The 15,370-nt window shown below is 62.5% G+C and carries 13 protein-coding genes and 1 pseudogene; 7 read left to right on the forward strand and 7 right to left on the reverse strand.

The annotated features are described in order from the left end of the window. The gene (locus BDB13_RS06170; RefSeq protein ID WP_094270870.1) at positions 1-1,662 is read left to right on the forward strand and encodes an AMP-binding protein; all 1,662 of its coding nucleotides are present in this window, start codon (positions 1-3) and stop codon (positions 1,660-1,662) included. A gap of 48 nt (positions 1,663-1,710) precedes the next feature. Here the strand turns inward: BDB13_RS06170 and BDB13_RS06175 are convergent, their stop codons facing one another. After that, the gene (locus tag BDB13_RS06175) at positions 1,711-2,646 is read right to left on the reverse strand and encodes a 3-oxoacyl-ACP reductase (protein ID WP_094270871.1); all 936 of its coding nucleotides are present in this window, start codon (positions 2,644-2,646) and stop codon (positions 1,711-1,713) included. Further along, positions 2,639-4,786 carry an acyl-CoA dehydrogenase gene (locus BDB13_RS06180; protein WP_094270872.1) on the reverse strand — a complete coding sequence of 716 codons (2,148 nt, stop codon included), beginning with the start codon at positions 4,784-4,786 and terminating at the stop codon, positions 2,639-2,641. Before BDB13_RS06180 ends, BDB13_RS06175 begins: the two co-directional genes overlap by 8 nt. Positions 4,787-4,966: 180 nt before the next feature. On the opposite strand from BDB13_RS06180, the gene BDB13_RS06185 reads away from it, so the two are divergent. After that, entirely contained in the window at positions 4,967-5,776 is an 810-nt protein-coding gene (locus BDB13_RS06185; RefSeq protein WP_254922729.1) for a low temperature requirement protein A, read from the forward strand. A gap of 19 nt (positions 5,777-5,795) precedes the next feature. Next, positions 5,796-6,149: pseudogene (locus BDB13_RS32820) on the forward strand (low temperature requirement protein A); the annotation flags it as partial. On the opposite strand, the gene BDB13_RS06190 reads toward BDB13_RS32820, so the two are convergent. Genes BDB13_RS06190 through BDB13_RS06200 form a run of 3 tightly spaced genes read right to left on the reverse strand, consistent with a single transcriptional unit; the run spans position 6,146 to position 9,072 of the window. After that, positions 6,146-6,859, reverse strand: a complete 714-nt coding sequence (locus tag BDB13_RS06190; protein ID WP_094270873.1) for a type 1 glutamine amidotransferase — start codon at positions 6,857-6,859, stop codon at positions 6,146-6,148. The pseudogene BDB13_RS32820 and the gene BDB13_RS06190 sit on opposite strands and share 4 nt — an antisense overlap. Next, on the reverse strand, positions 6,852-8,105 hold the full coding sequence (locus BDB13_RS06195) for a Mur ligase family protein (RefSeq protein ID WP_094270874.1): 1,254 nt from the start codon (positions 8,103-8,105) through the stop codon (positions 6,852-6,854). The genes BDB13_RS06190 and BDB13_RS06195 overlap by 8 nt, the downstream gene beginning before the upstream one ends. 25 nt (positions 8,106-8,130) lie before the next feature. Further along, positions 8,131-9,072, reverse strand: coding sequence for an EamA family transporter (locus tag BDB13_RS06200; RefSeq protein WP_094270875.1), 942 nt, complete (start codon positions 9,070-9,072; stop codon positions 8,131-8,133). Positions 9,073-9,144: 72 nt separating this feature from the next. On the opposite strand from BDB13_RS06200, the gene BDB13_RS06205 reads away from it, so the two are divergent. Beyond that, positions 9,145-10,038: a LysR family transcriptional regulator gene (locus BDB13_RS06205; RefSeq protein ID WP_094270876.1), complete on the forward strand. Its 894-nt coding sequence runs from the start codon at positions 9,145-9,147 to the stop codon at positions 10,036-10,038. 77 nt (positions 10,039-10,115) lie between these two features. On the opposite strand, the gene BDB13_RS06210 is transcribed toward BDB13_RS06205, so the two are convergent. Further along, positions 10,116-10,493: an SHOCT domain-containing protein gene (locus tag BDB13_RS06210; RefSeq protein WP_094270877.1), complete on the reverse strand. Its 378-nt coding sequence runs from the start codon at positions 10,491-10,493 to the stop codon at positions 10,116-10,118. Positions 10,494-10,690: 197 nt separating this feature from the next. Further along, entirely contained in the window at positions 10,691-12,499 is a 1,809-nt protein-coding gene (gene leuA / locus BDB13_RS06215; protein WP_094270878.1) for a 2-isopropylmalate synthase, read from the reverse strand. A 271-nt stretch (positions 12,500-12,770) separates the two neighbouring features. On the opposite strand from leuA, the gene BDB13_RS06220 reads away from it, so the two are divergent. Genes BDB13_RS06220 through BDB13_RS06230 form a run of 3 tightly spaced genes read left to right on the forward strand, consistent with a single transcriptional unit; the run spans position 12,771 to position 15,370 of the window. Continuing rightward, complete coding sequence (locus BDB13_RS06220) at positions 12,771-13,136, forward strand: hypothetical protein (RefSeq protein WP_094270879.1); 366 nt, start codon at positions 12,771-12,773, stop codon at positions 13,134-13,136. After that, positions 13,133-14,068 carry a hypothetical protein gene (locus tag BDB13_RS06225; RefSeq protein WP_094270880.1) on the forward strand — a complete coding sequence of 312 codons (936 nt, stop codon included), beginning with the start codon at positions 13,133-13,135 and terminating at the stop codon, positions 14,066-14,068. The genes BDB13_RS06220 and BDB13_RS06225 overlap by 4 nt, the downstream gene beginning before the upstream one ends. Before the next feature lie 36 nt (positions 14,069-14,104). After that, complete coding sequence (locus tag BDB13_RS06230) at positions 14,105-15,370, forward strand: aspartate kinase (RefSeq protein ID WP_094270881.1); 1,266 nt, start codon at positions 14,105-14,107, stop codon at positions 15,368-15,370.

Here is a 15,370-nt window from a genome sequence, read left to right on the forward strand (position 1 = left end):
ATGGACACGTATGCAGAGATAATTCGAAGCCGCGCTGGGGACGACGGAGGTGGTCTTCGGTACGAGGACAGCTCCTGGTCCTGGCGTGAGGTTGTTCAGGAAAGTGCTGATCGCGCAGCGGCATTGACCGCGTTGATTCCCAAGCCGGACGGCCGTCAGATCCACGTGGGCGTCCTGCTCGAGAATGTTCCGGACTTCGTATTCTGGCTCGCCGCCGGACCTTTGGCCGGGGCAGCGGTTGTCGGCATCAACGCGAGCCGTAACGGCCTGGAGCTGGCCAACGACATCAGCCACGGTGACGTAGACATCGTGATCACCGAGAACGCGCTGGCGCATCTGGTGGAGGGAACGGCTCACGGCCTACCGCCGGAACGGATTCTCAACATCGACAGCGTCGAGTATGCCGAATTCCTGGCACCATTCCGTGGAGCGTCGCTCCCGGAGACCGGACCGACCCCGGAAGATAAGGCGTTGCTGCTTTTCAGCTCCGGATCGACAGGGGCACCGAAGGCTGTGATCGTCGGGCAGGGTCGTTTGGCGCGACTCACCGCAGCCATGGTCGATCGGGTCTCGATGCGACGGGATTCGGTGACGTATCTGTGCATGCCGTTGTTCCACGGTAATGCCGTGATGTTGAATCTCGCTCCCGCGATGTACGCCGGTGCAACGGTCGCGATGACGAGGAAGTTCTCGGCAAGCAAGTTCGGGCCCGACATCCATCGTTACGGCGTCACCTACGTCAATTACGTCGGTCGAGCCCTCTCCTATGTGCTGAGTCAGCCCGAGGACGAGAGAGACGCCCACAGCGCCCTGGAATTGGCCTTCGGTACCGAGGCGTCGGAAACCGACGTGCGGCGATTCTCCGAACGTTACGGCTGCACGGTGATGGAGGGCTACGGACTGAGCGAAGGCGTGTTCCGGATCGGGCGAACACCGGAGACCCCGAAGGATTCGCTGGGCGTTCCACAGAATGGACTCGACATCAGAGTCCTCGACGAGGAGACCGGCCTCGAATGTCCACCTGCGGAATTCGACAGTGACGGACGGCTGATCAATGCCGAAGCCACCGGTGAGATGGTGGCGATCGGCCTCGCCCATACCTTCGAGGGGTACTACAAGAACCCCGGAGCGATGGCGGATCGTGTCAAGGGCGCCGACTTCTGGTCCGGAGACCTCGCTTACCGCGACTCGGACGGATACTTCTATTTCGCCGGGCGCTCGTCCGACTGGTTGCGGGTGGACAGCGAAAACTTCTCGGCTGCACCGGTGGAGCGAGTGTTGCAACGCGCGCCGGGAATTGCCGCTGCACCGATCTTCGCCGTTCCGGATCCTCGGACCGGTGATCAGGTGATGGCGGTTGTGGAGATGGAAGATGGAAAAGGATTCGACGCCAAAGCTTTCGGAGAGTTCCTCGGCGAACAGCCGGACATGGGTGCAAAGTGGTGGCCGCGATTCGTCCGAGTCATCGACCGAATTCCCTTGACCGGCAGCAACAAGGTCAACAAGAATCCGTTGCGTCGCGCAGCCTGGGTGAGTACAGATGCCGTGTACCTGCGTGTGGGTAAGACGAACGAGTATGTACCCCTCGATGATGCGGGCCGCGAAGCCATAGAATCGGAATTTCGTGCGCACGGCCGGTCGGCGATGTTGCCGACAGCCTGAGCTGTGCGCCTCTATTAACCGCGGGCGGTTAATAGAGGCGCACAGTGGTTAGGTCCCCGTCGTATCGAGCGCGACGATGCTGGTCGCGGAGTAAGTCTGTCCTGCTGGTAGTTCCGCGATGTACGGAACCAGTTGATCGGCGAATTCCTCCACCGTGAAGGTCCCGTCTGAGGCCACGAATTTCTGCTGCACCGTGGGCGGGGCCATCAAGGCAACCATGTCGCCGTAGACGACGAACACCTGGCCGTTGATCGTCTGCGCTGCTGGCGTAGCCAGGAACGAGACGAAGGTGGCGACGCGCTCGGGCGCCATGATGTCCAGCCCCGTCGCGGGTTCTCCGCCGGCGAATACTCCGGCAGTCATTTCCGTCCGGGCGCGTGGGCAGATGGCGTTGGCGGTAACGCCGTATTTCGCCAGACCACGTGAGGTAGAGAGCGTAAGCGCGACGATTCCGGCCTTGGCCGCAGCGTAATTGGCCTGACCCGCACCGCCGAGCAGGAATGCCTCGGAGGCGGTGTTGATTACGCGCCCGTATACCGGGCCACCCGCCGCCTTGCCTGCTGCGCGCCAATGGATCGCAGCCGAGCGTGACAGTGCCGCATGCCCTTTGAGATGGATCGCGATGACGTCGTCCCATTGCTTCTCGGACATGTTGAATAGCATTGCGTCTCGGGTTATTCCGGCGTTGTTGACAACGATGTCGAGGCTGCCGAATGAATCGACTGCCGCTTCGACCAGGTGATCTCCCAGCGACCAGTCGCTGACGTCGCCGGTCACGGCTACCCCGCGGGATCCGAGAGCCTCGATCTCGCGGACGACATCCTGCGCCGCGGAGCCGATGTCGTTGACAACGACAGATGCACCACGAGCGGCCAGGGCCAGTGCTTCCGCACGGCCCAAGCCGGCGCCTGCACCGGTGACGATCGCGGTGCGGCCGGTAAGATCGGTAAGGCCGGTGAGTGAAGGGTCGAGTGAATCAGGCAAGAGCCGGCTCCCTTGGTAGTCCGAGAATGAGCTCGCCGATCTGGTTGCGGAGGATTTCCGATGTCCCGCCGGCAATGGTCTGGAAGCGAACCTCCAGAAAGCTGTGATGGACAGGCTTTTTCGATTCGCTGTCGCTCGGGAGGAATCCGGAGAGCAGCAGTCCGGCGTCGGCGAGCCTTTGTCCGTGCTCACTGCCGACCAGCTTCAACACCGCGCCTTCGGGTCCCGGGCCGGCGCCGAGTACAGCCATTTCTGCGATGCGAGTGGTGAGTGCCCGCAGGGAAAGATCCTCAGCCACAAGGTCGGCCACAGCATCGTCCATCCCGGAGTTCGTAGTGCGCACCACGGTGAACAGATCGTGGATGCTGTACGTGACGCCCAGGCCCAGTCGTTCACGGCCGATCGTCACGCGTTCGTTTCCGAGAGCAGAGCGTGCAACGCCCCACCCGCCGTTGACGTCGCCGAGTACATCGGCGTCGGGAACGAAGACGTCGTCGAGGAAAACCTCGGAGAAGTGTGAGTCGCCGGTGATCTGCTTGATCGGGCGCACCTGCACTCCGGGAGCAGCCATGTCGATGAGCATCATGGTGATGCCCTTGTGCTTTCGTGCCTCGGGGTCGGTGCGGACAGTCGCCATGCCGTGCGTCGACGTCACGCCGCCGCTGGTCCACGTCTTCTGGCCGTTGACAATCCAGCCGCCGTCGACGCGCCGAGCTTTGGTAGTGATTCCCGCGGCATCGGAACCGGCGCCGGGCTCACTGAACAACTGGCACCATTTCACGGTGCCCATGAGACTGGCGTCGACAAAGCGCTCGTGCTGTTCGGCGGTACCGTGCCCGACAACGGTGAGCAGCACCCATTCGCCGATTCCGTACTGCGGCAGATCAACTGTCGACAGTTCCTCTTCCAGTACCAACTGCTCGACGGCACCGGCGCCGCGGCCCCACGGCGCCGGCCAATGCGGAACGGCGTAGCCGGAATCAACCAGTAGGCGACGCAGTTGATCGGCGGGAGCAGCAGCGGCATTCTTCACGAATTCACGCGCCTGCTCGCGGTATTCGTCAGCCTCGGCCGGCAGTTCGATGGTCGATTCGCGCCGGATCCCAGCTGCGGTGGCGTCGGCGATATCAGCGCGGGCGAGGACGGGGGAGAATGCGGCATTCAGAGCCCCGGCACGACGCAGATACAGGTGGGCATCGTGCTCCCAGGTGTACCCGATTCCGCCGTGGATCTGGATGCACTTCTGGGTAACCCGCATGGCCGCGGGTAGAGCTGTCACAACTGCGACTGCTGCTGCCAACGAGCTCTGATCCTCGTTGTCGGATGCTGCCTGCGCTGCGTCCCAGGCAGCCGCGGTGGACATTTCGCGGTCTACCAGCATGTTCGCGAGGATGTGTTTGACCGACTGGAACGAGCCGATCGCGCGGCCGAACGCAAAGCGGTCCTTTGCATATTCGACGGCCAGTTTTGTGGCCGCAGTAATCACTCCGGCGGCTTCGGCGGCAGCCAGGGTGCGGCCGATCGAGACGGCGTGTGCACCCGCGCCCGCCAGAACTGCGACGGCGTCGACGCGGCCGTTGGTGGTCACTGCCGAGACGGTGCGCGTCGGATCAAGAGTCGGCGAGTCCGTTACCTGCACCTGCTCGCGTCGCAAAACGACGACGTCCTCACCGATCGAGACGAGGAGGATATCTGCCGTTGCCGCACAGAGCATCTCTACGGGCGCAGTCAGCTCGACCGTCGAACCTGACAGCGTGGCAGTGGTGCTGATCCCGACCGTCGCGACGACGGTTCCGTCGATCAGGCCCGGAATCAGCGCTTCCTGTTGCTCGCTGGTGCCCGCTGCCGCGATGACAGCCGACGCCCACACCGTCGGCAGCAGTGGCCCGGGCGCCATTGCCGCGCCCAATTCCTCCACGATTACCGTCAATTCCGGCAGGCCGAATCCGGCGCCACCGTACTCTTCCGGTAGATGGACGCCCAGCCAGCCGAGTTCCGCGAAAGTCGACCATCCTGAGGGCAATTCGTTTGTCGGCTTGTCGAGGCATTCGCGAGCTTCGATGAGCGGTTCTGCCCGCAAGATGTAATCGCGAACCGACTGTGCGAGGGCGCGCTGGTCTTCGGAAAGTGCAATGGACATAGAGAATTACCTCGCTACAAGACTGAGCCCGCAGGCTGATTTCCCCGGTCCGGGATTACCGCAGACAGGAGTTGTTCCCTCTACTCGTATCACGACAATCCTGGCCGTAGCGGTGAATCCCGCTAAGTGGGTAGTCGAGTGGTCCAGCGCATCGGCACTCGGCGCGCTACTGTGCGAACCGTGAATCGTGTCAGTTCGTTCATCCGTCCGTTGGTTCCTCGCGATCCGAACGAGGAACACCGAGTAGCCACACCACTCGAACTACTGACGGACCTGTGCTTTGTCGTGGCAGTTGCCCAGGCCGCCACCGGACTTCACCACGCCATCAGTGACGGTCATTGGGCCTTGGGCGTCGGCCACTTTGTGATGGCCTTCTTCGCGATCTGGTGGACGTGGCTCAACTTCACGTGGTTCGCTTCCGCCTTCGACAACGACGACGGTATCGCGCGGTTGCTGACGATCTTTCAAATCCTGGGCTCGTTGGTACTCGCCGCCGGGATTGTGCGATTCTTCGACGACGACGCCCTACTGATCATCGTCGGATACGTCATCATGCGAATAGCGTTGGTGATTCAGTGGATTCGAGTCTCGAGAAACTGTCCCGAATATGCGCTCACCGCACGGAGATACGCACTCGGTGTCGTTCTGGTTCAGGCCGGGTGGATCGGCTTCTACTTCGTTCCGTCGGCACTCTACGTGCCGACATTCCTGTTCCTGGTTCTCTGCGAATTCGCGGTGCCGGTCATCTCGGAGAAGCCGGGGATGACGCCGTGGCATCCGCACCACATTGCCGAGCGGTACTCGCTGTTTTTCATCATTGTCCTGGGCGAAACAATCCTGTCGACGACGGTGGCGATTCAGGACGCGGTGGCCGGCGAACACCCGGCGGCCAAGGTCGCGTACGTCGTGATCGGCGGCATCCTCATCGTTTTCAGCCTGTGGTGGTTGTACTTACTTCCAGCGAAACGCGGGCGATGCCCTCGGCGGTGACGATGCGTCACCGTTCGTCTGGGGTTTCGGGCACTACTTCATCTTTGCGGCAGCAGCGGCCATCGGCGCCGGATTGGCTGCGCGCGTCGACTATTGGACCGCCCACGGGGACGGTAGCGCCCTGGTGACCGGGGCTGCCGTCACCATTCCTGTCGCGGTCATCCTTGCGGCGTTGTGGTTCATTCACATTCGGCTGCATGATTCGTCGACGCGAACGTTGGCTCCGTTCGCAATCGCCGTCGTCGTCGTTCTGGGTGGCACCTTCACCGCCGTGCCGGAACTTGTCGCCGGCTTGGCGTGCGCGGCGCTCCTCGCAGTGGAGTTGATTCTCACCGAAGGCACCAAGTCCGAAGGCTCCACGGCCGAAGGCTAGCGAGCGGAGAGACGTTCCTTGCGCAGTTGATCCACCTCGGGGAGATGAAGCGGTGCAAGTTCGTCTACGCCCAGAGCGCGCTTGAGCAGTAGATCAGCCAGTTCAGGATTGCGGGCCAATGCCGGTCCGTGCATGTAGGTGCCGATCACGGAACCCTGGACGACGCCCTCGAGGCCGTCGCCGACACCGTTGCCGACGCCATGGGTGACACGCGCAAATCCTGAGGCGGCGGTACCCAGAGTTGTTCCACCACGATGGTTTTCGAAACCTGAGAGTGGGGCACTGAGTCCGTCGATCAGAGGCTTGGTGATCACTTCGCCGATGGATCGCTTTTCCTGCGGTGAGGTGGTGACGTCCAGCATGGAGACGCCGTCGACGCGCTCGCCACTGGAGGTTTCGTACCAGTTGCCCAGAACTTGGATGGCCGCGCAGATAGCCAGCACGGGTGCGCCGCGCTCGGCCGCGCGCTGCAGGCCCGGGTACTTGGTGAGGTGCCGGGTAGCGAGTCGCTGAGCGGAATCCTCGGCGCCGCCGAGGGTGTAGACGTCGAGTGAGTCCGGGACCGGGTCATTGAGTGTGATGTCGATGATTTCGGCGTCGTACCCGCGCATCCGCAGACGCTGACGCAGGATCAGAGCATTGCCGCCGTCGCCGTAGGTGCCCATGACGTCGGGGAGGACCAGGCCGATACGCACTGTCGAGTCAGACATCGCGGGTCTCCTTGGCGATAGCAGTGTTCAAGTCGCGAAATGCCGTGTAGTTGGCGAGCACTTCCACGCGTCCGGGCGGGCAGGAAGCGATGGCGCGCAAGGGGTCCGGATCAAGCGTGTGCTCGACACCGGCGTAGGTGAGGCGGACGGCCAGGTCGGTTCCGCGCTCGCCGGCAGCGATCACTTTGACGCCTTCGAAGTGCTCGAATTTCACGTCCCACAGCCATGAGAGGTCTTCGCCGTCCGGGACCTGCCCGTTGACAGCGATAACGAGGCCGTCGACGCTCGGATCGATCATGGACAGGGCTTCCTGCCAGCCGGCAGGATTCTTTGCCAGCAGCATGTGGACGGAGTGGGCTCCGACCTGGACGGTGCTGTAGCGCCCGGCAACTTCTTGGACTGTGGACGCTGCGGCAACGGCATCTGCCGCGTCTGCGCCCAAGGTGACCGCTGCGGCAACAGCCTGAGCGGCGTTGCCGCGGTTGGCTTTTCCGGGCAGAGTCAGTGTCATCGGGATGGTCAGGCCGTCCGGGCCGTACAGGTTGTTGTCGTCGAGCCACCATGACGGCTCAGGCCGCGCGAAGTCCGAACCCGTACTGCGCCAGTGCTTTCCCTCCCACACGATGGGCTCGCCGGTGCGCGGGCAGCTGACCGAATCTCCGGCCCAGCCGCCGCCGGCGGCAACCCACACGACATTGGGTGCGTCGTAGGCAATCGACGTGATCAATACGTCGTCGCAGTTCGCGATGATGACCGCATTCGGGTGCGCATCAACGCATGCCCGCAACCTGCGTTCGATCATGTTGATCTCGCCGACTCGGTCGAGCTGATCGCGGCTCAGGTTCAGCAGCACGATCACTTCGGGGTTCACGGCGTCGGCAACGTGAGGGACGTGCAGTTCGTCAACTTCCAGCACGGCGATGGGAGCGTTCAAGCGGGTTGCCAGGGCTGCGACGATGCCGGCGTCCATGTTGGCACCGTCCGCTTGCGTCGCCACCTCGCCGACGGTGGCGAGAGCCGCTGCGGTCATGCGCGTCGTCGTGGACTTGCCGTTGGTTCCGGTGACTACGACGGTGCGTTTTCCGCGTCCGAGCTGTGTCATGAGCGTCGGGTCGATCTTGAGGGCTATCAGCCCGCCGATCATCGACCCTTTGCCTCGGCCGGCTTTCTGCGATGCCCAGGATGCTGCTGCGGCAGCGCGCAGGGCGAGCTTTCCGCGCGCCGTGATCGTTAGTCCAGTTCCCACGGCCCGAGTTTTGCACAGCGCGCGCTCAGACGCCGAGTCGCGCAGGTGGTTCGAGTGGAGTTGTGCTCGAGGGAACAGTCGCCGCCGGTGCTGGGCGCCTCTGGGTGGCGATCGCCCCCGCGATGACGATAACGGCTCCCACCAGTGACAACGGGCTGGGTGTCTCATGCAGGAACAGCCAGGACGCGCCGATTCCGACAATCGGGACCAGGAGGGAGAGGGGAGCCACTTTGCCGGCGGGGTAGCGACTCATCAGTGTGGTCCAGATGCCCGTTCCGACGATGGTGCCCAGCAGAACGATGTAAGCGAGGCCGATCAGTGACGGCAGGCCGTCGATGCTCAATGCCGTCGAGAGTGCACGCCAGCCCGCGGTGGGGCCTTCGACCGCCGCCGACAACGCCAGCATCGGCAGCGGGGGAATGACGCACATCCACAACATCAGGCGCATCGGCTGCGGATCGCCGACGGTATTCGCGGCGGCAAGACGGCTACCGAGGTTGCCGAATGCCCAGGACAAGCCCGCCAGAAGTGTCAGGATCACGGGCAGCAATGCCGCATGATGCGAGCGATCCCAGCCGATCAGCGCCATGCCGGCCACCGCGACGCCGATCCCGGAAACCTGCCACACGCTGAGTTTTTCTCGAAGCAGGACGGCGCCCAACAGAACCGTGAACGGTGCAGATGACTGCAGCACCAGCGACGCCAACCCGGTCGGCATTCCGGTGTGCATCGCCCAGAACAGAAACGCGAATTGGCCGAAGCCGAAACCGAAACCGTAGAGCAGCAACCATCGCATCGGAACCTGCGGCCGGGGCACGAAAATCACCACCGGAATCGCGATGAGCAGAAAGCGCAGTGCGGCAAAGAAGAACGGCGGAAAATGGTCGAGGCCTACGCGAATCGCCAGGAAATTGAGTCCCCACAAGACGATGACGGTCAATCCGAGCAGCCGGTCGCGGGGAGTCATGGCACTTATCGTGAGCCGTTCAAAGCATCAGCACAAGCGAATAAAGATGCACCATTGATGTAGTTTTGCTACATGGATGCGACCCGGTTGAGAGTTCTTCGAGAACTGGCCGACAGGGGAACCGTCGCAGCTGCCGCAGCAGCACTTTCGATGACGCCGTCCGCGGTCTCACAGCAGCTCAAGATCCTCGCCCGTGAGGCCGGCGTGCCCCTCCTGGAGCCTGACGGCCGCAAGCTTCGACTCACCGACGCGGGTCGCGCATTGGTCCGGCGGGCGGACGACGTCGTGGCCGCTCTCGAGCGTGCCGACGCGGAGATGGCGTTGTATCGGGGTTCGCCCCGGGGCAAAGTGCGCGTCGCGTTCTTCCCGTCAGGCGCCGCGCTACTACTGCCCGGGGTACTGACGGCGCTGCAAGGGTCGGGCGTGGACATCGATGCCTGCGACGTCGATCAACCGGCGTCGGCGGTCCCGGGATTGTTGGCTGATCACGATGTGATTCTCACGCACCGCGACGAGCGCGCCGTCGGAACATCATTTCCGCGCGTCACCGTGCAGACTCTGATGCGCGAACCGATCGACTTGGTGTTGCGGCCGGATCATCCCTTGGCCAAGCAAGATTCGGTTCGGTTGGAACAATTAGCCGACGAGAATTGGATTAGCGTGCGTGGCGGGTTTCCGGTCGACGACGTACTGCTTTCGGTTGCGGCTGTTACCGGGGTGCAACCGCGAGTCGGGCATCGGATAAACGATTTCCGTGTCATCGAGGAGTTGGTGGCGGCCGGGCACGGAGTGGCATTGATGCCCCGGCATGCGGTCACTCATTCCGGGGTATCGAGGAAACCGTTGGCCGGTGTGCGGGCGGCCCGTATCTATGAATTGGCAACGCGATTACAGGCTGAGCGAAGTCCGGCGATCGGACTGGTGCTCGACGCTTTCCGCGATGTCGTGAGAGCAGTCGCAGAATGAACGCAAAAACGGGAGCGACACGATTAGTGTCGCTCCCGTTTCGGTAGTGCATCCCCACACTAATCGTGGGGAAGGTATCAGGCGAGGGCCTTAGCCTTCAGCGCTGCGAATTCATCTTGCGTGATGGTGCCGGCGTCGAGAAGTGCCTTGGCATCAGCAATTGATTCGGCCGGAGACTTACCGGCAACCTCGCGAATGTAGCTCTCCTGTGCCTGCTGAACATGCTTGGCAGCTTCCATGGAGCGCTGCGCCATTCCGTCACTCTTCACGATGAGGTACACCAGCGCGGTGAGCCACGGGATGACGAAGAGGAAGAAAATCCAGATCGCTTTCTTCCATCCGGAAGTCTTGTGATCGCGGAACAGGTCCGTAATGATCGAGAACAGCAGAATCAGGTACGCGACGAACGCGAACGTGATGACGATCAGCCAGAGGAAATCCCAGAAGGAATCCATTGTCGAGCTCCATTTCGCAAGGTGGATTAATCTGAGCTGACTATCTCACGCGCAAGCAGTGTCTGCATCATCCTTGATGGGTGATTCGCGATGAATAATTAGTTTTGAGGCGGCCACCGGAAACTCGGGGCGCGGACGAAATGACTGTGGCTCCCATCCGAATCGGATAGGAGCCACAGTTGAGAGAACTGGTGAAATTAGCTCGCGCGGTTTACCGCCGACACCACGGCGCGCAGTGACGCGGTCGTGATCGAGGTAGCAATTCCGACGCCCCAGACGACGGTGCTCTGACCGTCCGGACCGGTCACGGCGCACTCGACGTAGGCCGCAGCCTGCGCGTCGTCACCAGCGGACATGGCGTGCTCGGAGTAGTCGAGAACCCGAACATCGAAGTTGATGCTGCCCAAAGCGTCGACAAAGGCTGCGAGCGGACCGTTGCCGGTGCCCGAGATCTCCTGCTCCTTGCCGTTCACCTTCACGATTGCGGTGATGGAGTCGGTGCCGCCGTCCTCTTCGGAAGCGGTGACCTTCTGCTTCATGCGCTCGAGCGGCATGACGGGAGCCAGGTACTCCTCGTGGAAGACGTCCCACATTTCCTTCGGCGAGACCTCGCCGCCCTCACCGTCGGTGATCTTCTGGACCGACTGTGAGAACTCGACCTGCAGACGACGCGGCAGCACCAGACCGTGATCGGCCTTCATGATGTACGCGACGCCACCCTTGCCGGACTGCGAGTTGACGCGGATGACGGCCTCGTAGCTGCGGCCGACGTCCTTGGGATCGATGGGCAGGTACGGAACCTGCCACAGGATGTCGTCGATGTCGGCGTTCTGACTGTCGGCGTCGACCTTCATGGCGTCGAGGCCCTTGTTGATGGCGTCCTGGTGGCTGCCGGAGAACGCGGTGTAGACCAGGTCGCCGCCATACGGGTGACGCTCGTGGACGGGCAGCTGGTTGCAGTACTCGACCGTGCGACGGATTTCGTCGATGTTGGAGAAGTCGATCTGTGGGTCGACGCCGCGCGTGAACATGTTCAGGCCCAAGGTGACCAGGCAGACGTTTCCGGTGCGCTCACCGTTGCCGAACAGGCAGCCTTCGATGCGGTCGGCGCCGGCCTGGTAGCCCAGTTCGGCTGCAGCGACGCCTGTTCCGCGGTCGTTGTGCGGGTGCAGCGACAGGATGACGGAGTCGCGACGGGCCAGGTTGCGGTGCATCCACTCGATGGAGTCGGCGTACACGTTGGGGGTGGCCATCTCGACGGTTGCCGGCAGGTTCAGGATGACCCGGTTGTCCGGCGTCGCACCCAAGGTTTCGGTGACGGCGTCGCATACTTCCTTGGCGTACTCGAGCTCGGTGCCGGTGTAGGACTCGGGGGAGTACTCCCAGCGCCAGTTGGTGTCCGGGTACTTCTTCGACTCGGCGAGTACCAGCTCGGCGGCGTCGGTGGCGATCTTCTTGATCGTGGTCTTGTCGGCGCGGAAGACGACGCGGCGCTGCAGGATCGAGGTGGAGTTGTAGAAGTGCACGATCGCGTTCTCGGCACCTTCACACGCCTCGAACGTGCGCTTGATCAGCTCGGGACGCGACTGCGTCAGCACCTGAATCGTGACGTCGGACGGGATTGCTCCGTCTTCGATAATCTCGCGGACGAAGTCGAAGTCCGTCTGGCTTGCGGACGGGAAACCGACCTCGATCTCCTTGTAGCCCATGCGGACCAGCAGGTCGAACATGCGACGCTTACGCGCCGGGCTCATCGGATCGATCAGGGCCTGGTTGCCGTCACGCAGGTCCACGGCACACCACTGCGGTGCACGATCGATGATCTTGTCGGGCCACGTGCGGTCAGGCAGCGAGACCGTCTCTACTTCTTCGGAGAAGGAGCGGTAGCGGAACGTCGGCATCGACGAGTTCTTCTGCGTGTTCCACGCAGGCTGGTCGGCGGGCGCCGGCTTCGTGGGAGGGGTGATGGTGCGAGAGCCGGTGGTGAATGCGTCAGCGGGGGACATTGGTGTGATCTCCAGGATTGTGGACCCGGCCTGATGACCTGTTGGTCATGACCGAATGTCCGGAAGGCTTGGTCGACCGGCGCACACAAAACCCCGCGACGGGAGGCCAGTCTGGATCAGACCCCGTCGCGGCAACCAAGGAGGAGTGCGCGCTGCATGCTGTGCACTCTACTCCTGAGATGTGGAAGAAGGTGGTGGGGTTGCGCGACATGCCGAATTTGTCGGGCGTTCGGTGCTGTTGTTTCGCACTTCGAAGTGATCGACTGACCACATGGATCCCCGAATCGACGTGGCACGCGCCTATCTCGACGCTTTGCTCAGCCACGATGGCAGTTCCGTTCCGTTGGCCCCGGACGCAGTTCGGCACGAAGTCGGGCTGAAGACAGGATTTTCGGGAAATCATTTGCGGCGCAGCCTCTCTGGAGGTCCACAGTATCGTCTCGTGCGCGCGATTCGCGACATCGACTGGACGGTGGACGGTGACGACGTGATTGCCGAGTACCTCCTCGATGCGGGCCTGTTCGGGCGCAATCTGATGACGGTGCGAGTCACCGAGACCTTCCGGATACCCACAGACGACCTCCGTATTCACCGCATCACGGCGAAGATTCGGCCCTATCGCGCCACTTCCGCGTGACGCGAGCGTTGCGCTGGATCGTCTGTTCGTTGTTGATCGTTCTCGCAGCACTGACCGCAGCAGCATCAGTGGTCGCTCTGTTCGTCCACACCCAGGTCAATGACACCGACAGTTATGTCGAGACCGTGGCGCCCTTGGCGGCGGATCCCGCAGTACAAGCAGCAGTGGCCGATCGACTGACCGAAGAGCTGACTCGGCGGCTGGACGGGTTTCCGCAGGTGCTGACACGTCCGGCCGAGAACCTCGTTCGCGAGGTGGCATTCACGCTGGTTTCGAGCGATCAATTCGCGACGCTCTGGACCGGCGTCAACCGTCAAGCCCACGCACAACTGGCCGCTGCCGTCACCGGCCAGGCAACCGACGGCATAGTGCGCGCCGACGATACGGGAACCGTCACCGTGTCCCTGGAGCCGGTCATGACCGAACTGCGGACGCGTCTACGCGATCGCGGCTTCACCCTCGTCGACAGGCTCCCGGCATTCGATCCGCAGTTCGACATCCTGCAATCCGACGAACTGGTGCAAGCGCAGCGGTGGTCGAATGCACTCGACCGCGCCGCAGTGTGGTTGCCCTGGGCCGCAGCGATCTGTGCCGTCGCAGCTGTCGCGATCGCACCCCAGCGAATGCGGGCGTTGTCACTGGTCGGCCTCGCCACTGCGATAGCGATGATCGCGCTGTTGGCGACACAGACCGTCGTACGGCGCATCTATTTACAAGATCAAGACATCCCGTCGCCCGCAGCGGCCGTTGCGGTGTACGACACTCTCGCAACGTCGCTGGTCAGCAGCATTCGTGTCCTTCTTGCCTGCGGAGTTGCCGTTGCAGTGGTGGGTTACGTGGCGGGTAGTTCTCATTCCGCGACGTCGATGCGAAGCAGGATCTCAGGACGCGTCGGGAAGTCCCAGGACCACCTCGGTAAGCTCGACCTCTGATATCTGTAATCAATTTCGACCTGGAGGTAGAAACGCGTGGCTCTCGTCGTCCAGAAGTACGGCGGATCCTCGGTGTCATCCGCCGAGCGCATCCGACGAGTCGCTGAACGGATCGTCGAGACCAAGAGGGCCGGCAATGATGTCGTCGTCGTGGTGTCAGCGATGGGCGATACCACCGATGAGCTGCTCGACCTGGCTCAGCAGGTGTGCCCTTCACCGCCGGCCCGTGAAATGGACATGCTGCTGACTGCTGGTGAGCGCATCTCCAACTCCTTGGTCGCGATGGCAATTCATTCACTCGGTGCCGAGGCCCGCTCGTTCTCGGGCTCGCAAGCCGGAGTCATCACCACCGGCAGCCACGGCAACGCCAAGATCATCGACGTCACACCCGGCCGCGTGCGCACTGCGCTGGACGAGGGATCGATTGTTCTCGTTGCCGGGTTCCAAGGCGTCAGCCAGGACAGCAAAGACATCACGACGCTCGGACGTGGTGGCTCGGACACCACTGCTGTTGCCTTGGCAGCTGCACTGAATGCCGACGTCTGCGAGATCTACACCGACGTCGACGGCGTCTTCTCCGCTGATCCGCGCATCGTCCCGGACGCTCATCGCCTCGAGACCGTTTCCTTCGAGGAAATGCTCGAACTAGCAGCGAGTGGCGCCAAGGTGCTCATGCTCCGCTGCGTCGAATACGCCCGTCGTTACAACGTGCCCGTGCACGTCCGTTCGTCATACACCACCAAGCCCGGAACAATCGTGTCCGGATCGATGGAGGACATTCCTGTGGAAGAGGCCCTGCTCACCGGAGTCGCGCACGATCGCGGCGAAGCCAAGGTCACCGTTGTCGGATTGCCGGATACACCGGGACATGCCGCCAAGGTGTTCCGCGCAGTTTCCGATGCCGAGATCAACATCGACATGGTGCTGCAGAACATCTCCAAGGTGGAGACCAACAAGACGGACATCACCTTCACGCTCCCGACGGCCGACGGCCCCAAGGCAGTCGAGATGCTGACCAAGCGTCAGGACGAGATCGGCTTCACACAGATCTTGTTCGACGACCACATCGGAAAGCTCTCCCTCGTCGGAGCCGGCATGCGTAGCCACCCGGGCGTCACGGCAACGTTCTGCGAGGCACTGGCGGAAGCGAACATCAATATCGACCTCATCTCCACCTCCGAGATCCGCATTTCCGTGCTGGTCAAGGACACCGAATTGGACGACGCCGTGCGGGTTATCCACGCCGCGTTCGGACTTGGTGGAGACGAAGTAGCGGTAGTACACGCAGGAACAGGACGGTAG

This window comes from Rhodococcus sp. OK302 (genome assembly GCF_002245895.1).
Taxonomy (GTDB): Bacteria; Actinomycetota; Actinomycetes; order Mycobacteriales; family Mycobacteriaceae; genus Rhodococcus_F.

Coding starts and splice junctions, on each gene's coding strand:
- BDB13_RS06180 (WP_094270872.1), bottom strand. CDS start 4,786: ATGTCCATTGCACTTTCCGAAGACCAGCGCGCCCTCGCACAGTCGGTT.
- BDB13_RS06205 (WP_094270876.1), top strand. CDS start 9,145: ATGGATGCGACCCGGTTGAGAGTTCTTCGAGAACTGGCCGACAGGGGA.
- BDB13_RS06220 (WP_094270879.1), top strand. CDS start 12,771: ATGGATCCCCGAATCGACGTGGCACGCGCCTATCTCGACGCTTTGCTC.
- leuA (WP_094270878.1), bottom strand. CDS start 12,499: ATGTCCCCCGCTGACGCATTCACCACCGGCTCTCGCACCATCACCCCT.
- BDB13_RS06190 (WP_094270873.1), bottom strand. CDS start 6,859: ATGTCTGACTCGACAGTGCGTATCGGCCTGGTCCTCCCCGACGTCATG.
- BDB13_RS06200 (WP_094270875.1), bottom strand. CDS start 9,072: ATGACTCCCCGCGACCGGCTGCTCGGATTGACCGTCATCGTCTTGTGG.
- BDB13_RS06210 (WP_094270877.1), bottom strand. CDS start 10,493: ATGGATTCCTTCTGGGATTTCCTCTGGCTGATCGTCATCACGTTCGCG.
- BDB13_RS06170 (WP_094270870.1), top strand. CDS start 1: ATGGACACGTATGCAGAGATAATTCGAAGCCGCGCTGGGGACGACGGA.